The organism is Actinosynnema sp. NPDC004786, from assembly GCF_053601135.1.
Genome location: NZ_JBSGBG010000082.1, coordinates 1 through 19,610, shown reverse-complemented (window position 1 = coordinate 19,610; position 19,610 = coordinate 1). Strand labels below are relative to the sequence as shown.

Annotated in this window: 21 protein-coding genes; 12 read left to right on the top strand and 9 right to left on the bottom strand. The window is 71.9% G+C overall.

Annotation, left to right across the window (positions count from 1 at the left end):
* Positions 1–165: 165 nt before the first annotated feature.
* Positions 166–2,223, bottom strand: coding sequence for an elongation factor G-like protein EF-G2 (locus ACWEFJ_RS38220; protein ID WP_449716785.1), 2,058 nt, complete (start codon positions 2,221–2,223; stop codon positions 166–168).
* 262 nt (positions 2,224–2,485) lie between these two features.
* Here ACWEFJ_RS38220 and pdxS point away from each other — a divergent pair, with 262 nt between their 5' ends.
* Positions 2,486–3,394: a pyridoxal 5'-phosphate synthase lyase subunit PdxS gene (gene pdxS, locus ACWEFJ_RS38215; RefSeq protein WP_378085107.1), complete on the top strand. Its 909-nt coding sequence runs from the start codon at positions 2,486–2,488 to the stop codon at positions 3,392–3,394.
* 46 nt (positions 3,395–3,440) lie between these two features.
* Here the strand turns inward: pdxS and ACWEFJ_RS38210 are convergent, their stop codons facing one another.
* On the bottom strand, positions 3,441–3,599 hold the full coding sequence (locus ACWEFJ_RS38210; RefSeq protein WP_378085105.1) for a hypothetical protein: 159 nt from the start codon (positions 3,597–3,599) through the stop codon (positions 3,441–3,443).
* A 52-nt stretch (positions 3,600–3,651) separates the two neighbouring features.
* Positions 3,652–4,209 (bottom strand): helix-turn-helix domain-containing protein, encoded by a 558-nt coding sequence (locus tag ACWEFJ_RS38205; protein ID WP_378085103.1) that lies wholly within the window; start codon positions 4,207–4,209, stop codon positions 3,652–3,654.
* Positions 4,210–4,266: 57 nt separating this feature from the next.
* Here ACWEFJ_RS38205 and ACWEFJ_RS38200 point away from each other — a divergent pair, with 57 nt between their 5' ends.
* Positions 4,267–4,944 (top strand): AzlC family ABC transporter permease, encoded by a 678-nt coding sequence (locus ACWEFJ_RS38200; protein ID WP_449716784.1) that lies wholly within the window; start codon positions 4,267–4,269, stop codon positions 4,942–4,944.
* Entirely contained in the window at positions 4,941–5,249 is a 309-nt protein-coding gene (locus tag ACWEFJ_RS38195; RefSeq protein WP_378085099.1) for an AzlD domain-containing protein, read from the top strand. Before ACWEFJ_RS38200 ends, ACWEFJ_RS38195 begins: the two co-directional genes overlap by 4 nt.
* Here the strand turns inward: ACWEFJ_RS38195 and ACWEFJ_RS38190 are convergent.
* The 3 genes from ACWEFJ_RS38190 to ACWEFJ_RS38180 form a co-directional block, all read right to left on the bottom strand.
* A complete protein-coding gene (locus ACWEFJ_RS38190; RefSeq protein WP_378085097.1) occupies positions 5,246–5,629 on the bottom strand; it encodes a DUF6292 family protein in 384 nt (127 codons plus the stop codon). The two genes, ACWEFJ_RS38195 and ACWEFJ_RS38190, sit on opposite strands and share 4 nt — an antisense overlap.
* A 4-nt stretch (positions 5,630–5,633) precedes the next feature.
* Complete coding sequence (locus ACWEFJ_RS38185) at positions 5,634–7,490, bottom strand: acyl-CoA dehydrogenase family protein (RefSeq protein ID WP_449716783.1); 1,857 nt, start codon at positions 7,488–7,490, stop codon at positions 5,634–5,636.
* A 162-nt stretch (positions 7,491–7,652) separates the two neighbouring features.
* A complete protein-coding gene (locus ACWEFJ_RS38180) occupies positions 7,653–8,129 on the bottom strand; it encodes an Lrp/AsnC family transcriptional regulator (protein WP_449716782.1) in 477 nt (158 codons plus the stop codon).
* Positions 8,130–8,203: 74 nt separating this feature from the next.
* On the opposite strand from ACWEFJ_RS38180, the gene ACWEFJ_RS38175 reads away from it, so the two are divergent.
* The 5 genes from ACWEFJ_RS38175 (at position 8,204) to ACWEFJ_RS38155 (ending at position 12,936) form a co-directional block, all read left to right on the top strand.
* On the top strand, positions 8,204–9,427 hold the full coding sequence (locus ACWEFJ_RS38175; RefSeq protein ID WP_449716781.1) for a trans-sulfuration enzyme family protein: 1,224 nt from the start codon (positions 8,204–8,206) through the stop codon (positions 9,425–9,427).
* A gap of 12 nt (positions 9,428–9,439) precedes the next feature.
* On the top strand, positions 9,440–10,858 hold the full coding sequence (locus ACWEFJ_RS38170) for an amino acid permease (protein WP_449716780.1): 1,419 nt from the start codon (positions 9,440–9,442) through the stop codon (positions 10,856–10,858).
* 99 nt (positions 10,859–10,957) lie between these two features.
* On the top strand, positions 10,958–11,563 hold the full coding sequence (gene pdxT / locus ACWEFJ_RS38165; RefSeq protein ID WP_378090825.1) for a pyridoxal 5'-phosphate synthase glutaminase subunit PdxT: 606 nt from the start codon (positions 10,958–10,960) through the stop codon (positions 11,561–11,563).
* Between the two features lie 18 nt (positions 11,564–11,581).
* On the top strand, positions 11,582–12,331 hold the full coding sequence (locus ACWEFJ_RS38160) for a YebC/PmpR family DNA-binding transcriptional regulator (protein ID WP_378090826.1): 750 nt from the start codon (positions 11,582–11,584) through the stop codon (positions 12,329–12,331).
* 80 nt (positions 12,332–12,411) lie between these two features.
* Positions 12,412–12,936 carry a DUF4262 domain-containing protein gene (locus tag ACWEFJ_RS38155; protein WP_378090827.1) on the top strand — a complete coding sequence of 175 codons (525 nt, stop codon included), beginning with the start codon at positions 12,412–12,414 and terminating at the stop codon, positions 12,934–12,936.
* Positions 12,937–13,234: 298 nt separating this feature from the next.
* On the opposite strand, the gene ACWEFJ_RS38150 is transcribed toward ACWEFJ_RS38155, so the two are convergent.
* Complete coding sequence (locus tag ACWEFJ_RS38150; protein ID WP_378090828.1) at positions 13,235–13,768, bottom strand: TIGR03086 family metal-binding protein; 534 nt, start codon at positions 13,766–13,768, stop codon at positions 13,235–13,237.
* A gap of 179 nt (positions 13,769–13,947) precedes the next feature.
* Here ACWEFJ_RS38150 and ACWEFJ_RS38145 point away from each other — a divergent pair, with 179 nt between their 5' ends.
* Entirely contained in the window at positions 13,948–15,423 is a 1,476-nt protein-coding gene (locus ACWEFJ_RS38145) for a peptide MFS transporter (protein WP_449716779.1), read from the top strand.
* 45 nt (positions 15,424–15,468) lie between these two features.
* Here the strand turns inward: ACWEFJ_RS38145 and ACWEFJ_RS38140 are convergent, their stop codons facing one another.
* Positions 15,469–16,293, bottom strand: coding sequence for an NAD(P)H-binding protein (locus ACWEFJ_RS38140; RefSeq protein ID WP_449716778.1), 825 nt, complete (start codon positions 16,291–16,293; stop codon positions 15,469–15,471).
* A gap of 96 nt (positions 16,294–16,389) precedes the next feature.
* Here ACWEFJ_RS38140 and ACWEFJ_RS38135 point away from each other — a divergent pair, with 96 nt between their 5' ends.
* Positions 16,390–16,776 (top strand): winged helix-turn-helix transcriptional regulator, encoded by a 387-nt coding sequence (locus ACWEFJ_RS38135; protein WP_449716777.1) that lies wholly within the window; start codon positions 16,390–16,392, stop codon positions 16,774–16,776.
* Between the two features lie 82 nt (positions 16,777–16,858).
* On the opposite strand, the gene ACWEFJ_RS38130 is transcribed toward ACWEFJ_RS38135, so the two are convergent.
* A complete protein-coding gene (locus ACWEFJ_RS38130) occupies positions 16,859–18,157 on the bottom strand; it encodes a cytochrome P450 (RefSeq protein WP_378090832.1) in 1,299 nt (432 codons plus the stop codon).
* An 88-nt stretch (positions 18,158–18,245) separates the two neighbouring features.
* On the opposite strand from ACWEFJ_RS38130, the gene ACWEFJ_RS38125 reads away from it, so the two are divergent.
* Entirely contained in the window at positions 18,246–18,728 is a 483-nt protein-coding gene (locus ACWEFJ_RS38125; RefSeq protein ID WP_378090833.1) for a DEAD/DEAH box helicase family protein, read from the top strand.
* Positions 18,725–19,213, top strand: coding sequence for a DEAD/DEAH box helicase family protein (locus tag ACWEFJ_RS38120; protein WP_378090834.1), 489 nt, complete (start codon positions 18,725–18,727; stop codon positions 19,211–19,213). The genes ACWEFJ_RS38125 and ACWEFJ_RS38120 overlap by 4 nt, the downstream gene beginning before the upstream one ends.
* The last annotated feature ends 397 nt before the right edge of the window (positions 19,214–19,610 follow it).

Genomic DNA, 19,610 nt, shown 5'->3' with positions numbered 1-19,610 from the left:
GCCGGCAGGCCCGGCGGGGAAAAGCGTCCCGCCAGGCCTGCCGGCTTCGTCCAGCCTAAGGCACCCGAACCCATGTCAAATCGAGCCTCGGTGGGCGCGCTGCGGGTCCGATGTGGGTGGGTTGGGTGGGGGTTGGTTGCCGGGGGTTGTTTGGGTTGGTGGTTGTTATCTGGTTTGGGTTGCTAGGGATTGGGGGAGGGGGTCGTAGCGGGTGAAGCGGCGGGTGTAGGTGCCGGTGCCCGAGGTCAGTGAGCGGAGTTCGACGGCGTAGCGGAGGAGTTCGGTGGCGGGGACTTCGGCGCGGATGACGGTGTAGCCCGGGGTGTCCGCCTCGGTTCCCAGCACGCGGCCGCGGCGGCTGGAGAGGTCGCCCAGGACGGTGCCCAGGTGGTCGTCCGGCAGGCGCACGGTGACCTCGTCCACGGGTTCGAGGAGGGCGGTGCCGGCGTTGGCGGCGGCGTCTTTCAGGGCGAGGGCGCCGGCCGTTTGGAAGGCGGCGTCGGAGGAGTCGACCGAGTGGGCTTTGCCGTCGACCAGGGTGACGCGGATGTCCACGACCGGGTGGCCGCCTTGCAGGCCCCGTTCCAGTTGGGCCCGGACGCCCTTCTCCACGCTGGGGATGAACTGGTTCGGGATCGCGCCGCCGACGATCCGGTCCACGAACTCGAAGCCCGAGCCGCGTGGCAGTGGGTCGACGACGATGTCGCAGACCGCGTACTGGCCGTGGCCGCCGGACTGCTTCACGTGCCGGCCGTGGCCCTTGGCCTGGCCGACGAACGTCTCCCGCAACGCCACCCGCACGGGCTCGGTGTCGACCTCCGCGCCGCCCGCGCGCAGCCGGGCCAGCACGACGTCCGCGTGCGCCTCGCCCATGCACCACAGCACGAGCTGGTGCGTCTCGGGGTTGCGCTCCAGCCGCAACGTCGGGTCGCCGGCCACGAGCTTGCCCAGGTTCCGGGCGAGGTTGTCCTCGTCGCTGCGGCTGCGCGGCACCACGGCCACCGGCAGCAGGGGTTCCGGCATCTCCCACGGCGCGACCAGCAGCGGTTGGTCCGGGGCGGACACCGTGTCGCCGGTCTCGGCCGAGCCGAGCTTGGTCAACGCGCACAGGTCGCCCGCCACGCAGTACGGCACCTCGCGCAGGTTCGCGCCCAGCGGCGAGTAGACGTGCGCGACGCGTTCGTCGACGTCGTGGTCCTCGTGGCCGCGGTCGGCCAGGCCGTGGCCCGACACGTGCACCGGGCGTTCCGGGCGCAGCGTCCCGGAGAACACGCGCACCAGCGACACCCGGCCCACGTACGAGTCGACGGCCGTGCGCACGACCTCGGCCACGAGCGGTCCGTTCGGGTCGGCCTCCAGGCGGGGGCGGGGGATGCCGTCCACGCCCGTCACGTCGGGCAGCGGGTGTTCCAGGGGAGAGGGGAACGCGCGGGCGATGCCGTCGAGCAGTTCCGGCAGGCCGAGGCCGGTCAGCGCGCACACCGGCATGACGGGGTGGAACGAGCCGCGGGCGACCGCCGTCTCCAGGTCCGCGACGAGCGTCGCCTGGTCGACCTCCTCGCCGCCGAGGTAGCGGTCCATCAGGGTCTCGTCCTCGCTCTCCGCGATGATCCCCTCGATGAGCGCGTTGCGCTGCTCCTCGAAGCGGGGGTCGTCGGTGGTGAGCAGGTTGACCAGGCCGTCGCCGTCGGGCAGGTAGAGCGGCACCACGCCCGCGCCGAACGCCGCCTGGCACGCGGCGATCCCGGTGAGCACGTCGGCGCGCTGGTGGTCGGTCCGCGCGACCACGACCGCGCGGGGCATGCCCACCGCGGCGCACTCCTCCCACAGCGCGACGGTGGCGGGGTCGACGCCTTCGGCCGCGGAGACCACGAACAGCGCCGCGTCGGCCGCGCGCAGCCCGGCCCGCAGCTCGCCGACGAAGTCCGCGTAACCGGGCGTGTCGATGAGGTTGATCTTGATGTCGCCGTGCCGGACGGGGGCCACCGCGAGGCCCACGGACCGCTGCTGGCGGACCGCCGCGGGGTCGTGGTCGCACACCGTGGTGCCCTCGGTGACCGAGCCCGGTCGGGTCAGGACGCCGGTGCTGGCGAGCAGGGCCTCGGCGAGCGTCGTCTTGCCGGAGCCGGACGGGCCGACCAGCACGACGTTGCGGACCTTGGCCGGGTCGTCCACAGCGACCGCGCCTGCCGAGTGGCCGTTGTCGGAGTGTTTGCTGCCCATTGGGACCACCCTCCACAAGTGTTTAGTGTCCGATCTCACACCCGTGGGCCGGGGCGGACAACCCCAAGCGGCCACACCCAACCCGGCAGGAGGAATCCGGTCGGAGGTCGGGGCGCGGTCCTATTCCAACGGGTGGCGTACGCCACTACCTGCGAAGGGAGGGGAAGTGGCCTGCCGAGAACGGGCCTGATTGGCATGCTTCGGCGGTCCACGTCGGCCGTACCATGGGTGCCGTTCGCCCCTACTTCGAGAAAGGCTGGTCGTGACCACTTCACCCGACGCCGGCACCCAGGTCACCGGCACTTCCCGCGTCAAGCGGGGCATGGCGGAGATGCTCAAGGGCGGCGTGATCATGGACGTGGTCAACGCCGAGCAGGCCAAGATCGCCGAGGACGCCGGCGCGGTGGCCGTCATGGCGTTGGAGCGGGTGCCGGCCGACATCCGCGCCCAGGGCGGCGTGTCCCGGATGAGCGACCCGGACATGATCGACGGCATCATCGAGGCGGTGTCCATCCCGGTGATGGCCAAGGCCCGCATCGGCCACTTCGTCGAGGCGCAGGTGCTGCAGTCGCTCGGCGTGGACTACATCGACGAGTCCGAGGTGCTGACCCCGGCCGACTACGCCAACCACATCGACAAGTGGCAGTTCACCGTGCCGTTCGTGTGCGGCGCGACGAACCTGGGCGAGGCGCTGCGCCGCATCACCGAGGGCGCGGCGATGATCCGCTCCAAGGGCGAGGCCGGCACGGGTGACGTCTCGAACGCCACCACGCACATGCGCAAGATCCGCGCGGAGATCAAGCGCCTCCAGAACCTGCCCGCGGACGAGCTGTACGTCGCGGCGAAGGAGCTGCAGGCCCCGTACGAGCTGGTGCGCGAGGTCGCGGAGGCGGGCAAGCTGCCGGTCGTGCTGTTCACCGCCGGCGGCATCGCGACCCCGGCCGACGCGGCGATGATGATGCAGCTCGGCGCGGAGGGCGTGTTCGTCGGGTCGGGCATCTTCAAGTCCGGCAACCCGGTGCAGCGCGCCGAGGCGATCGTGAAGGCGACGACCTTCTACGACGACCCGGACGTGATCGCGAAGGTGTCGCGCGGCCTGGGCGAGGCCATGGTCGGCATCAACGTGGACGAGATCCCGGAGCCGCACCGCCTGGCCGAGCGCGGCTGGTAAGCCCCTCGACCGCGGCCCGTCGGACCACCGGCGGGCCGCGGTCGCGTCACGGGCGCACGTGTGGCCGATCCGCCAACCCGATGAGCACGAGTCGCAGGTAGGCGTTCATCGGCAACCCCTTCTCCTTCGCCCGCCCCCGGAGGACCTCGACCACGTCGGCGGGCACGCCGCGAACGTGGACCCGCTTGACCGCCTGTTCGCCCATGCCGGGTACGTCGGTCGGTCGCGCGCTCGGCTGGATCCCCCGCACCGGTGCGTCAGACGTGCTCCGAGACCAGCAGGGCGGACGTCCCCGGTTCGAGTGCCTGGGCCGTGTGCGGCACGTCGCCGGGGTAGAGCAGGTAGTCGCCGGGGTTCAGCTCGACCGGCTCCGTTTGCGGTCCCGCGAGCATGCGGCCCGTGCTGACGATGACGTGCTCCACCGTCCCCGGCATGTGGGGTTCGGAGTCGCGGGCCGGGCCCGGTTCCAGGTTGAGGCGGTAGATGTCGCGGCGCGCGCCCGGAGGGCACGACGACAGCAGCGTCGCGGTGTAGTGGGCGCGTTCCGAGTAGATCGCCGGACCCTCTCCCGCGCGGACCACGCGGACGCGGGGCGTCGGCGGGTCGACCAGGCGCGAGAACGGCACGCCCAGCGCCACGCCGAGCGCCCACAGCGTCTCCACGCTGGGGTTGCCGACCGCGGCCTCCAGTTGGGACAGCGTGGACTTGGCGATGCCCGCCCGCTTGGCCAGCTCGCTCAACGACAGCCCGGCGCGCTCGCGCTCCCGCCGCAGGGAGGCGGCGATGACGTCGAGCGGCGCCCCTGTGTTCGACATGACAGTCCAATCGTTCGGCTTGACGAACGGCCCGGTCACTGTTCATCGTAGAAGACGATGCGTTCGACATGGCGAACCCTGGATGCCCGGCTGCTGCGTGACGTCTCCGCGGTGGCCGCCGGCGCGGCGGTCAGCGGCACCTCGTTCGGCGCGATCTCGACCGCCGCGGGCCTGCCGTGGTGGCTGCCCGTGGTGATGTCGCTGCTGGTCTTCGCCGGTGGCTCGCAGTTCATGGCGGTCGGGGTGGTCGCCGCGGGCGGCAGCCCGGCCGCCGCGGTGCTCGCGGGCCTGCTGCTCAACGTCCGCCACCTGCCGTTCGGCCTGGCGGTCGGCGACGTGCTCGGCAAGCGCCTGCTCCACCGCCTCGTCGGCAGCCACCTGCTCATCGACGAGACCACCGCGTTCGCGCTCGCCCAGAGCGACCCCGGCCGGGCGAAGGCCGCCTACTGGTCGTGCGGCGTCGCGCTGTTCCTCTCGTGGAACGTCGCCGTCGTCGCCGGCGCGCTGGTCGGCCGGAACATCGGCGACCCCAACGCCTTCGGGCTGGACGCCGCCTTCCCGGCGGCCCTGCTCGCGCTGCTCCTGCCCGCCCTCAAGGACGCGGCCACCCGGCACGCCGCCCTGCTCGGCGCGGCGCTCGCGCTGGCCGCCACCCCGTTCCTGCCACCGGGCGTGCCGGTGCTGTTCGCACTCGGCGGCCTGCTCGTCACCGCCCGGCAGGAGGTGGCGGGATGACGCTGACCGCCGTCCTGGTGCTCGCCGCGGGCACCTACGCGTTCCGCCTCGCCGGACCGCTGCTGCGGGACCGCCTCACGCTGTCCGCCCGGGTCAGGCTGCTCATGACCACTTCGGCGACCGTGCTGCTGTTCGCCCTGGTCGTGACGTCCACCCTGACCAAGGGCCAGTCGTTCGCGGGCCTCGCGCTGCCGATCGGCGTGCTGGTGGGCGGGATCGCCGCGTGGCGGAAGGCCCCGTTCGTGGTGGTGGTCGTGCTGGCCGCGACGACCACCGCCCTCCTGCGCCTGGCCGGCCTCGGCTAATCCTCCAGGTACGCGGCGAGCCGTTCGGCGAGCGCGCGCCGGTCCTGCTCCGGCCCGAACTCCGGCTCCGGACCTCCCGGACCGCCCGCCAGGACGTCCCGCACGAACCGCGCCACCTCCTCCGGCGACGGCACGCGAGGCGGGCCGAAGTGCGCGACGACGATCGGCCTCTCGGCCGGCCCGGTCTCCACCGCGATCGACCACCCGCGCCGCTCGTTCCACAGCAGCATCAGGTCCGGCCCCGGCCCCTCCAGGCCCAGGTAGGCCGTGGCCGTGTCGCTGACCTCGAACTCCGTGCCCTCGGCCGGCACGCCCACCCGCTCGGCGACCGCCCGCACGTACCGCGCCAGCCCCGCGCTGATCACCGCGCTCTCGTCCACTCCCTCACGCCCCGGCGATCGGCGCGGCGAGCCAGGTCTCGGGGATCCCGAACGCGTCCACCAGCGTCCGGGCGTGCGGCCGCAACCGCCCGCACAGCTCGTTCACCGCCTGCGACACCGCCTTCGACCGCTGCGGCGTGAGCCTGCCGTGCTCCAGGAACCACGCCCGGTCCGCCTCGATCGTGCTCAACGCGTACAGGTCGCACACCTGGTCCAGCAGCGCCGTCGCCTCCGGGTCCGGGCACCGGTCCACCGCCGCCACGAACGCCTCCAGCACCACCCGGTCCACGTGCACCCGGGCCGCGTGCAGCACGTGGTCCTGCGCCGCGTTGAACACGTCGAACGCGTCCTCCTCCGACGCCCGCCGCAACCGCCGCGCCAACCCCTCCAGCACGTGCTTCTCGCGGTCCTCGAACAACCGCACCTGCCAGCCCCGGTCCAGCAACGCGTCCGAGCTGCCCGACACCAACCGGTCGATGATCGCCCGCGCGGCGGTCCGCTCGATCACCACGCCCACCGCCTGGTCGGCCACGAACCGGGCCATGCCCCACGGGTCCAGGTCGCCCACGTGGTCCCGGTAGCTGGTCAGCAACCCCTTCGCGACCAGCTGCAACAACACCGTGTTGTCACCCTCGAACGTGGTGAACACGTCGGTGTCCGCCTTGAGCGCGCCGAGCAGGTTCTCCGACAGGTAGCCCGCACCACCGCACGCCTCCCGGCAGACCTGGATCGTCTTCGTGGCGTGCCACGTCGCCACCGCCTTCAACCCGGCGGCCCGCGACTCCAGCTCCCGCTGCCGCCGATCGTCGTCCACGTCGTGCAGCGCCGACACCAACTCCTCCTGCGCGAAGTGCAGCGCGTACGACGTCGCCAGCGCCGGCAGCAACCGCCGCTGGTGCGCCAGGTAGTCGAGCACCACGACTTCCTCACCGGTGTCGGGCCGCGTGAACTGCCGTCGCGTCGACCCGTACCGAACCGCCAGCGCCAACGCCTTCTTCGTGGCGCTGCCCGCCCCGCCGGCCACGCTGATCCGCCCGCGCACCAACGTCCCGAGCATGGTGAAGAACCGCCGCCCCTCACCCTCGATCGGACTGGAGTACGTGCCGTCCGGCGCCACGTCCCCGTACCGGTTGAGCAGGTTCTCCCGGGGCACGCGGACCCGGTCGAACCACAACCGCCCGTTGTCCACCCCGTTCAACCCGGCCTTCGGCCCGCAGTCCTCGATCCGCACCCCCGGCATCGGCGCGCCGGCCGCGTCCCGGATCGGCACCAGCACCGCGTGCACCCCACGCGCCTCACCGCCGGTCACGAGCTGCGCGAACACCACCGCCATCCGCCCGTCCCGCGCCGCGTTGCCGATGTAGTCCTTGCGCGCCGCCGGATCCGGCGTGTGCACCACGAACTCCTCGGTGTCCGGGTCGTACGTCGCCGTCGTCCGCAGGTGCTGCACATCCGACCCGTGCCCGCTCTCCGTCATCGCGAAGCACCCGGGCAACTCCAGGCTCATGATCGCCGGCAGGTACCGCTCGTGGTGCTCCGCCGTGCCCAACGCCTGCACCGCCCCACCGAACAACCCCCACTGCACCCCGGCCTTGACCATGAGCGACAGGTCGCCGAACCCCAACACCTCGAACGCCACCACGGACCCGCCGACGTCGTCCTGCCCGCCGTACGCGGCCGGGAACCCGATCAACGGGTGCCCACCGGCCGCCAACGCGTGCATCTGCTCCGACACCCAGGCCCGGTACTCCTCCCGCTCCAACTCGCCCACGGGCTTCAACTCGCCGAGCAGTTCCAACGACCGGCGGCGCAACGACGCCCACCGCCCGTCGAGCAGGTCACGCAACGCATCGATCCCCATGACCCTTGTTAACACAAATTCACCCCACCGGCTCAACGACGAGCCACGCCCTTCACCAATAACCGGAGGCCAGGCCAGTGCCGCACACGCTCGGCGAACCCCGTCATCCTGCTGATCCGCCCGTCCGGCGAAGACTCTTTCGGCTCTTGCCCTCCACCGTCCTCACCACCCCGCCCCACCCCCACCCGCCGGCGGCACCGTGTGCTTCCGCACGTGCTGGAACAGCAGGTTGGTCTGCACCTCGCTGACCTCCCGCCGCGTCGTGAACCGATCCAGCACCAACCGCTGCAAGTGCGCCGTGTCCGCGACCGCCACGTGCACCAGGAAGTCCTCCGGCCCCGCCACGTGCGACATGGCCAGCACCTCCGGCAACGTCAGCACGTAGTCCATGAACGGCTCCACGATCGCCCTCGTGTGGGGCCGCACGCGCACCGCGATGATCGCCTGCACCGGCCGTCCCATCGCCGCCAGGTCCACCTCCGCGTGGTACCCGGTGATCACCCCGCGCTCGCGCAGCGACCGGTGCCGGACCACGCACGTGGACGCCGCCACCTTCACCCGCTCCGCCAGGTCCTTGTTGGGCAGCCGAGCGTCCTTCTGCAACTCCTGCACGATCGCCGCGTCCACCGAATCCAACACGCCGAAACCTCCCCGACACCGAACCCGCTGCGGACTTGTGCCGCGACCGCCGACGATACGTCCAGGATTCCGCCATGACCCGGTTGCGAACGACGGCGGTGCACGGTGGGCGCGACGACCTCGCCGACCTGGGCGTGCACGCCCTGCCGATCGACCTGTCCACCACCTACCCGATCCCCGACCAGGCCGAGGGCGGCCAGGCGCTGCAACACCTCGCCGAGGGCGCGGCGCACGCCGCCTCGCCGGTCTACTCCCGGCTGCACAACCCGACCGTGGCCCGGTTCGAGCAGGCGCTCGCCGCGCTGGAGGGCACGCCGACCGCGGTCGCGTTCGGCAGCGGCATGGCCGCGGTGACCGCCGTGGTGCAGGCCGCGTGCGTGCTGACCGGCAAGCCGCACGTGGTCGCCGTGCGCCCCATCTACGGCGGCACCGACCACCTGCTGTCGTCCGGCCTGCTCGGCGTGCGCACGACCTACGCCACCGCCGACCGGGTCGCCGACGCCGTCACCCCGCAGACCGGGCTGGTCGTCATCGAGACCCCGGCCAACCCGAACCTCGACCTGGTCGACCTCTCCGCCGTCGTCGCCCAGGCGGGCGACGTGCCGGTGGTCGTGGACAACACCTTCGCCACGCCGGTCCTGCAGAACCCGGCCGCCCACGGCGTGACCTACGTGCTGCACTCGGGCACCAAGTACCTCGGCGGGCACGGCGACGTGCTCGGCGGCGTGGTGGCCTGCGACGAGGAGCACGCCGGACCGCTGCGCCAGGTCCGGATCGTCACCGGGGCCGTGCTGCACCCCCTCGGCGGCTACCTCATGCACCGCGGCCTGGCCACGCTGCCGCTGCGCGTCGAGGCCGCCCAGCGCAGCGCCACCGACCTGGCGGCCCGCCTCGACGCCCACCCCGGCACCGGCCTGGTGCGGCACCCGAGCCTGCCCGGCGCGGACCCGAACGGCCTGGTCGGCACGCAGATGCGCGGTCCGGGCGCGGTGCTCGCGTTCACCACCCGCGAGGACCCCACCGCCGTGGTGCGCAGGCTCCGGTTGATCACGCCCGCCGTCAGCCTCGGCGCGGTCGACACGCTGATCGAGCACCCGGCCGCGCTGACCCACCGGCTGGTGGCCGCCGCCGACCGCGAGGCGTCCGGCGTGCCCGCCAACCTGCTGCGGCTCAGCGTGGGCCTGGAGGACGTGGAAGACCTCTGGGAGGATCTTGACCAGGCCCTCTCCGGGCGCTGTGAAGAGGATTACATCAAGCCTTCCTCAAGCGGTTTCCGGGAGCCGGCCGGGAGCCACTAGCGTTCGGCCACCATGATTGAGCAGACGGTCGCGGAACCCGACGCCGACGGCTACACCAAAGCGCTGTCCAAGCGCCAGGTGCAGATGATCGCCATCGGTGGCGCCATCGGCGTCGGCCTGTTCCTCGGCGCCGGCGGCAAACTCGCCCAAGCCGGTCCGTCGCTCGTCTTCTCCTACGCCCTGTGCGGCCTGGCCGCGTTCTTCGTGATGCGCGCGCTCGGCGAATTGGTGCTGCACCGGCCCACCGCGGGCAGTTTCGTGGAATACGCCCGCGAGTTCATCGGACCGTGGGCCGGCTTCACCTCCGGCTGGATGTACTGGGTGAACTGGGCGATGACCGGCATCGCCGAGATCACCGCCGTGGCCATCTACGTGCACCGCTGGCTGCCGGACCTGCCGCAGTGGGTCACCGCGCTGCTCGCGCTCGGTTTCCTGGTGCTGGTCAACCTGCTGTCGGTGAAGCTGTTCGGCGAGCTGGAGTTCTGGTTCAGCGTCGTCAAGGTCACCGCGATCGTCGTGTTCCTCTTCACCGGCGTCGCCCTCGTGATCGGCGGCGCGGACGTCGGGAGCAGCCAAGCGGGCGTGCACAACCTGTTCGCGCACGGCGGCATGTTCCCGGCCGGCGTCGGCATCGCCCTGATGACCCTCCAGGCGGTCATCTTCGCTTATTCGGCCATCGAGCTGGTCGGCATCGCGGCGGGGGAGACCGCCAATCCGCGCCAGGTGCTGCCCAAGGCCATCAACGGCGTCGTCTACCGGATCGGCATCTTCTACGTCGGGTCCGTGCTGCTGCTCGCGATGCTGCTGCCGTGGAGCCTCTACAGCGGCGCGGAAAGCCCGTTCGTCACCGTGTTCTCCGCGCTCGGCATCGCCGGCGTCGGCGACGTGATGAACGCGGTCGTGCTCACCGCCGCGCTGTCGTCGTGCAATTCGGGCCTCTACTCCACCGGGCGCATCCTGCGCTCGCTGGCGCAGCAGGGCGAAGCGCCCGCGTTCACCGGCCGGATGAACCGCAGGCACGTCCCGTACGGCGGGATCCTGTTCACCTCGGTCGCCTACCTGTTCGGCGTGGTCCTCAACTACCTCGTGCCGAAGGAGGCGTTCGACATCGCCATCGCGGTGGCCTCGCTCGGCGTGGTCGCCACCTGGGCCACGCTCATCGTCTCCCAGCTGCGGCTGCGCCAGGCCGCCCTGCGCGGCGAGGTCGAGCGGCCCTCCTACCGGATGCCCGGAGCGCCCTACACGGGCTACGCGACGCTGGCCTTCCTCGCGCTCGTCATCGTGCTGATGGCGTTCGCCGGACCGGCGGAGCGCATCGCGTTCTGGTCCATCCCCGTGCTCGCCGTGCTGCTGTTCGTCGGCTGGCGAGCCGTCCGAGCCCGTCGTTCGGCGGCCCACCAGGCCGACGAGCGGGTCGCGCCGCGCGACTAGCGCGCCGCGGGAAGACCGAACGGCCGGGCGGGTGCCACGAGCACCCGCCCGGCCCGGTCACCTAGGCTGGTGGCAGTTCACCTAGGAGGAAAACCAGCCGTGTCCGTCGTCGGTGTCCTCGCCCTCCAGGGCGACGTCCGTGAGCACCTCGTCGCGTTGGCCGAGGCCGACGTGCTCGCCCGCCCGATCCGCCGGCCCGAGGAGCTGGCCGAGGTCGACGGCGTGGTGCTGCCGGGCGGCGAGTCGACGGCCATCAGCCGGCTGCTCGCCACGTTCGACCTGCTGGAGCCGCTGCGCGCCCGGATCAAGGAGGGCATGCCCGCCTACGGGTCGTGCGCCGGGATGATCCTGCTCGCCGACCGCGTCCTGGACGGCCGGCCCGACCAGCACCAGCTCGGCGGGCTCGACATCGTGGTGCGCCGCAACGCGTTCGGCAGGCAGGTCGATTCCTTCGAGGCGGACCTCGACTTCACCGACGTGGGCGAGGTCCACGCGGTGTTCATCCGCGCCCCGTGGGTGGAATCGGCGGGATCGGACGTGGAAGTGCTCGCCAGGGTGCCCGAATCCGAGGACGCGGGGGATGCCGCCGGTAGGATCGTCGCGGTTCGGCAGGGGCACGTGCTCGCCACCTCGTTCCACCCGGAACTGACCGGTGACGGGCGCGTGCACCGCCTTTTCGTGGACATGGTCCGTGCCGCGGGCTGAGTATTCGACGGAGGAGAAATGAGCGGCCACTCAAAGTGGGCGACCACCAAGCACAAGAAGGCCGCAATCGACGCCAAGCGCGGCAAGCTCTTCGCGCGTCTGATCAAGAACATCGAGGTGGCGGCCCGCACCGGCGGTAGCGACCCGGACGGCAACCCGACCCTGTACGACGCCATCCAGAAGGCCCGGAAGAACTCGGTGCCGCTGGACAACATCGAGCGCGCCCGCAAGCGCGGCGGTGGCGAGGAGGCCGGCGGCGCCGACTGGCAGACCATCATGTACGAGGGCTACGGCCCCAACGGCGTGGCGGTGCTGGTCGAGTGCCTGACCGACAACCGCAACCGGGCCGCGTCCGAGGTCCGCACCGCGATGACGCGCAACGGCGGCTCGATGGCCGACCCCGGCTCGGTGGCCTACATGTTCACCCGCAAGGGCGTGGTGATCGTGCCCAAGGGAGACCTGACCGAGGACGACGTGCTGATGGCGGTGCTCGACGCGGGCGCCGAGGAGGTCAACGACCTGGGCGAGAGCTACGAGGTCGTGTCGGAGGCCGGTGACCTGGTCGCGGTGCGCAAGGCGCTCCAGGACGCCGGGTACGACTACGAGTCGGCGGAGGCCAACTTCCTGCCCTCGGTGACGGTGCAGCTGGAGGCCGAGGGCGCGCGGAAGATCTTCAAGCTCATCGACGCGCTCGAGGACTGCGACGACGTGCAGAACGTGTACGCGAACTTCGACGTGTCGGACGAGGTGATGGCCGAGGTCGGCTGACCCCGGTCCGCCGCCGTCGCGGCCCCGCGCCGGGCGCTCCGGTGCGGGGCCGCCGTCCGTCCGGGCGGGCACCGGGCACAATGGCGTCCGTGTCGAACCCCCACGGCCCCTCCGTCCAGGACCTCAACCTGCGCAACTGGCTGCTGACGCAGGCCGAGCAGCACGGCCACGCCGTGGTCACGGTGCCCGAGGACGAGGAGGGCGCCGGCTACTCGTTCTCCGTCGGCGCGTGGCGCCGGTTCGGCGTGGCCGAGGCCGTGGTCATCGGCCTGCCGCCCGAGCACGCCCAGGTGCTCATCCGCGCCTACGTGGACCGGGCCCGGCGGGGGGAGCGGTTCGTGCCCGGCCGGCTGTACCACGACTTCTTCGAGGGCGTGCCGGTCACGTTCGAACGGGTCTTCAAGGGCTTCTACCCGGAGTTCTTCGGCAGCGCGTTCCTGCTCTACGGCAAGGGCGACTTCGCCGCCGTGCAGATCATCCTGCCGACCGCGGACGGCCGGTTCCCGTGGCACCACGACGCGCCGATGGGGTTCGGCGACTGGCAGCTCCTGCTGACCGAGAGCGGCCGCCCGGAGAGCTGGGAGCCCGGCGTCACCGGGCCCTGACCTGCGCCGCACCGCACCCGCGCCCCGGCGTCGTTGTCCGGGGAATGTTGTCAGGTGCGCGCGGGCCGACCGCTGACAACGCCGGCGGGTCTATCACTGTGGTGTGCGTCGAGACGTCGGGGACTCCGCACGCCGCGAGGGGGAGGCACGCCCCGTCCCGCGTAGTCGGGGAGCTGCGCGGGACGGGGTGTGCGCGACCGGTCTTGGTCCCGGGGGCCCCGCCCGGACCGAGGAAAAGCCCGCGGGGAGGGCTTCCGATGAGCCCTCCCCGCGGGGAACACCTCCTTCGACCGACCGCCTAGGGCGTGCGCCCGAGCAGGGCGACCAACTTCGTCTGCGGGTCGGCGTCGTCGGGCACCGGCACCGGCGGGTCGAACAACCCGGTCGCCGCCCAGGTCTCCGCGTTCGGCTCGACGTACTCCAGCACCGCCTCGGCCAGGTCGGGGTCGATCCGCTCGTCCACCCCGAGGGCGCGGGCCAGGTCCCAGGCGTGCACCGCCAGGTCCGAGGTCATCTGCCAGCCGTACTCGACCGCCGTCGACTTGCCGTAGCTGAGGTGCACCGGCTTGAGCAGGGCCTTCGGCGCGATCCACGCCTCCCTGGCCGCGGCCGCCGCCAGCACCCACGAGTGCAGGGGGTCGTCGCCGAGCTGGTCGCCGTCGAACCTGTCGCCCACCTGCTCGACCGTGCAGCCGGCCAGCAGCTCGGGCGCCCAGAGCTGCTCGTGGACCAGGTGGTTCACCAGGTCCCGGACCGACCACTCCTTGCACGGCGTGCCCCAGTCCCACTGCTCGGGGCGCACCCGGCGCACCCGCGAGTCGAACTCCGTCATCGCGCGTCCGTGAGCCTCGATCAGATCCACCCCACGAGTGCACCAAACGTTGAACCCGGCCGCACCCCGAGCGTGTGGAGTGGGCCACTCGGCGGAACGCCGATTTCATCCGGTACACCCGTACGGCGTAACGTGGACCGGTACGCCTACGGCGACATCGTTGACACCCAGGAGGATCAGTGAGCGCCACGAGCGCCGTCTCCACCCCGCAGCGGGGCTTCTTCGGTCACCCCCGAGGACTGTCGACGCTGTTCTTCACCGAACTCTGGGAGCGCTTCTCCTACTACGGGATGAAGGCGATCCTCGCCTACTACCTGTACCGCTCCACCGCCGAAGGCGCGCTCGGGCTCGACAAGAGCTTCGCGTTGTCCCTGGTCGCCATCTACGGCTCGTCGGTCTACATGTCCGGCGTGGCGGGCGGCTGGCTGGCCGACCGGGTGCTGGGCGGCCAGCGGGCCGTGTTCTACGGCGGCGTGCTGATCATGTTCGGGCACATCGCGCTCGCGCTGCCGATCGGCGTGGCGGGCGTCTACACCGGCCTGGTCCTGATCGTCCTGGGCACCGGGCTGCTCAAGCCGAACATCTCGACCGTGGTCGGCGGCCTGTACGACCAGCAGGACCCGCGCCGGGACTCGGGCTTCACGATCTTCTACATGGGCATCAACCTCGGCGGCTTCCTCGCGCCGCTGGTGTGCGGTTTCCTCGGCGAGAACTACGACTGGCACCTCGGCTTCGGCGCGGCCGCCGTCGGCATGGCGCTGGGCCTGCTCGTCTACCGGCTCGGCCGGCGCGGCCTGGGCGACTCGGCCGCCGTGCCGCCGAACCCGCTGCCCCCGGCGGAGCGCGGCCGGGTGATCGGCCGGATCGTCGCCGTGTCGCTGGGCGCGGTGGCCGTGGTGGCGTTGCTGGTCGTGCTCGGGGTGCTGGGCGCGGAGGGCGTGATCAACCTGATCAGCCTGCTGTCGGTGCTGCTGCCGATCGGCTACTTCACCGTGATGATCCGCAGCAAGCGGACCACGAAGGTGGAGCGGTCGCGGGTGATCGCCTACGTGCCGCTGTTCATCGCGGCGGCGATGTTCTGGCTGCTGTTCGAGCAGAGCGCCACGGTGATCGCGGCGTTCGCCGACACCCGGGTCGACAACTCCTTCCTGGGCCTGACGTTCCCGCCGTCGTTCATCCAGTCCATCAACCCGGTGATGATCATCGCGGTGGCCCCGCTGTTCGCCCTGCTGTGGGTGAAGCTGGCCAACCGCCAGCCCGCGACGCCGCGCAAGTTCGGCTACGCGCTGCTGCTGGTCGGCTTGTCGTTCCTGCTGATGATGGTCGCGAGCCAGGGCGACCCGTCGGTGCGGGTGAGCTTCCTGTGGCTGGTGGTCATGTACCTGGTCATGACGTGCGGCGAGCTGCTGCTGTCGCCCGTGGGCCTGTCCGTGACGACCAAGCTCGCGCCGCGCGCGTTCGCGTCGCAGACCATGGGCCTGTGGTTCCTCGCCACGGCGGCCGGCTCCGGCGTCGGCGCGATCGTGGTGCGGTTCTACAGCGACGAGAACGCGGTGGCGTACTTCGGCGTGCTGGGCGCGGTGGCGATCGCGCTGGGCGTCGCGCTGGTCGTGGCCACGAAGGCGATCCACCGGTTGATGCAGGGCGTCCACTGACGTGACGCCGGCGGTGAGGGGCGCGGCGCGCCCCTCACCGCGCGGTCACCGGAAGGCGGCCGCGTGCCGCGCCGCCCAGTCGGCGAACGTGCCCGCCGGCCGGCCGAGCACCCGTTCGACGTCGGCGTGCACCCGCCGCTCGTCGGCGGTCGGCGTGCCGAGGATGTCCAGGGTGGCGTCCGCGACCACCTCCGGCATGACCGCCGCCATGCCGGCCCTGGCCTCCTCGCGGCTCAGCTCCACGAACCGCACCGGTTCGCCCAGCGCGTCCCCGATGGCGGCGACCTGCTGCCGCGGCGTGACCGCCTCCGGTCCGGTCAGCACGTACGTCCGGCCGCCGTGGCGCTCCTCGCGCAACGCCGCCGCGGCCACCGCGGCGATGTCGTCCGGGTCCACGACGGGCAGCGCCACGTCCGCGAACGGCGCGGCGGCCAGCCGCTGCTCCCGGATCGTCGTGGCCCACGCGTAGCTGTTCGAGGCGAACCCGCCCGGCCGCAGCACCGTCCACTCCAGGCCCGACCGCATGACCGCCTCCTCCAGGTGCGGCGAGTGCCGCCCCGTGCCGACGCCCTGCGAGGACAGCAGCACGACCCGGCCCACCCCGGCCGCGCGGGCGTGGTCGAGCACGTCGCCGAGCACCGCGCCGCCGTCGCCGCGCGCCGTGAAGTCGCCGGACGTCAGCAGGAACAGCGCCGACGCGCCGTCGAGCGCCGGTCGCAGGCTGTCCGGCCGGGCGAGGTCCGCCCGCACGTGCCGCACGCCCGGCGGCGCCTCCCCGCGCGACACGGCCGTCACCCGCTCGCCCGCCCCGGCCAGCACCCGCACCAGCGCCCGGCCGACGTTCCCGGTCGCCCCTGTCACCACGATCATGTCCGCTCCCCGTTGTTCCGCTCTCGAACAACGGGGACGCTACTTCCCTCGATATAGTAGGTACCTAGAGGAAAGTAATGGCGGAAGGGGTCCGATGTGACCAGTGGCACAACGACCGAGCCCGAACTGGCCTGCCCCATCGCGCCGGTGGTGGACCTCGTGTTCAGCCGCTGGACGACCCCGATCCTCTGGGCGCTCAACGAGTACGGGCGGCAGCGGTTCGTGGAGCTGGCGCGCCGCATCACCACGATCACGCCCAAGGTGCTGACCCAGCGCCTGCGCCAGTTGGAGCGCGACGGGCTCGTCGTCCGCACCTACCACGCCGAAGTGCCGCCCAGGGTGGAGTACGAGATCAGCGACCTCGGGCGCAGCCTCGCGCCGTTGTTCGCGCACCTGGCCGAGTGGTCCGCGGCGAACCTGGACAAGGTCGAACGCGCGCGGCGGGAGCACGACGCCACACAGCGGGGCAGTGGTCCGCAGTAGTGCGGAAAGGGCGCAACGACCCGCCGCGGCGGCGGTGCGGCGGGTCGACGCGCGGTACAAGCATGCACCACTTCCCCGGGTTTCAGCCGAGGGTTTGCACGATCGGGTGGTGTTTTGTCGCGCCCGGCGTGACCGGGAACCGCGCCGGACCCCGGATCGCCCGGGACGGGCGGCGGTGCACCCGGCCCGCCGCCTTGAGGTCCGGGAAGCGGCGGAACAGCCCTCGCAGCGCCGCCGCGGCCTCCATGCGGGCGAGGCCCGCGCCGAGGCAGAAGTGGATGCCCGACGAGAACGCCAGGTGCTCGCGCGCGTTCGGGCGGTCCGGGTCGAACCGGTGCGGGTCGGCGAACACCGCCGGGTCCCGGTTGGCCGCCGCGAGCATGAGCATGATCGGCGTGCCCTTCGGCAGCCGCGTGCCCGCGACCTCGGTCGCCTCGAACGGCACCCGCACCGTGTACTGCACCGGCGGGTCGTGGCGCAGCGTCTCCTCGATGACGGCGTCCGCGTAGTCGGGGTCGGCGAGCAGGCGCTCGCGCACCCCGGGGTGGCCCAGCACCGCGAGCACCGAGTTGCCGATCAGGTTGACGGTGGTCTCGAACCCGGCCACCAGCAGCAGTTCCGTCGTGGCGATCAGGTCCTCGCGGGACAGGTCGTCGTGCGCCACCAACGCGGACACGATGTCGTCCCCGCCCGGGTGCCGCCGCCGGTGCGCGATCAGGTCGTCCAGGAACGCTTCGAACTCCCGCAACGCGGTCTGCAACGCCCGCAGGTCCCGCATGTCGCGCACGCCGTCGAGCGCGTTGACCAGCGCGCTGCCCCACCGGGCGAACGTCGCGTGGTCCGCGCCCGGCACGCCGAGCAGGTCGACGATCACCTGGATCGGCACCCTGGCCGCGAAGTCGCCCACGAGGTCGAACACCCCTCGGTCCGCCACCTCGTCCAGGTACTCCTCGACCACCCGCTCCACCGTGGCCACCTGCGCGCGCAGCCCGCGCGGCGTGAACCAGGGCGCGACCAACCGCCGCAGCCGGGTGTGCTCGGGCGGGTTGAGCACCAGGAAGGACTCCTCGACCGGGTTCACCAGCCGCCGCCCGTCGGGCTGCACCGACGAGTCCACCGGGGACAACTCGCCCGCGGACAGCGGCCCGAAACCGGGATCGCGCAGGATCGTGGAGCACAACTCGTGCGAGGCGGTGAGGTACAGCCCCATCTTCGTCTTCACCAGGAGCCCCTGCCCGCGCACCGACTCGTACACGGGGTAGGGGTCGTTGGTCGGGCTGAGCCCGAGCAACCGGGCGGCGGGGTCGCCGAGGAGGGCTTGCGCCCGGACGACGGTGCGCCCCAGGAACAGCAGCGTCGCGTTCTTCACCGTGGACGGCATGCCCCCACCGTGGCGTGATCGCGAGAAAGGTTCAAGCAACCGAAAACCGATCGCGACGCGGCGTCGCACCGCTCTACCCTCGCGCGCGATGACCACCGTGCTCTGGCTCCTCGGCCCGTCCGGCGTCGGCAAGTCGACGGTCGGTTTCCTGGTCCACCGCCTCTTCGACCGGGCGTCCTACGTCGACGCCGACCAACTCGGCCTCTGCCACCCGACGGCCGCCGACGACCCGGAGAACCACCGCGTCAAGTCGAAGGCGCTCGGCGCGCTGTGGCCGGAGTTCCGGGGTTCCCCGCTGGTCGTCTCCGGCTTCCTCAACACCCCGGAGGACGCCCGCCGGTACACCGACCGCCTGCCCGGCGCCGACATCACCCTGTGCCGGCTGCGGGTCCACCGCGACGAACTGCGCACCCGCTTCCTGGGCCGCGGTTGGCTCACCGAAGCCGTCGACCAGGCGCTCGCCGACGCGGAAGCCCTCGACGCCACCGACTTCGCCGACTTCACCGTGGACACCGACCGCCGCACACCGACCTCGATCGCCGCGGAAATCCGGAAGAGGTGGACCGCGTGACCACCGTGTGGATCTCCGGCCCCCGCGCGGTCGGCAAGTCGACCGTGGCCTGGGAGGTCTACCGCCGCCTCGTCACGACCACCAAGGCCGGCTACCTCGACGTGGCCCAACTGACCTTCGCCACCCCACCCCTCGACCTGCCCGCCACCGCCCGCCGCCTCCACGCCGTCCGCCGCGTCTACCTCGAAGAGGGCGCGCACCACCTGGTGATCACCGGCGAACACCACCCCGACCTCCTCCCCGACGCCAACCTCTGCTGGCTGCACGCGACCCACGACGACCTCGTCACCCGCCTGCTCCTGCGCGGCGCCGGCCAAGGCCCGGCCATCCCCGGCGACGACCTGCGCGGCCTACCCGACGAGCACCTGCGCCACCTCGCCAACCCCACCCCACCGCCACCTGAAGCCCACCTGGTCCTCGACACCACCGCCCAAACCGCCACCAACCTCGCCACCACGATCATCAACCACTTCTTCACCACCTAACCCCCTACGCCACCCCCACACGCCAACCCCCTGTCCTACCCCAAAAAGAGGGAGGGCTCCGTGCCATCCCGCCGACCTGGCGCAGCCCTACCGCACGTGTCAAGGGGGCGGCGTGCATGCATTGCCTGATTGTGTTCCTATACCGCCCCCTTGACGCGTGTGGTAGCCCTTGTGGAGGTCGGTGGGATGGCGCGGAGTCCGGCTCCGGCTGGTACGGGAGTTGACCGCCCGAACCCCTCCATCCTGCTGATCTGCCCGTCCGGCGAGGACGCTTTTGGTTTTTGTTCGTTGGCGTGCGGTGCGCCTGACCGGCTCGATTTGACATGGGGCCCTTACGGGCACCACAGGCAGGCCAAAGCCGGGCAGGCTCGGCGGAAAAAGCGCCCGCCAAGCCTGC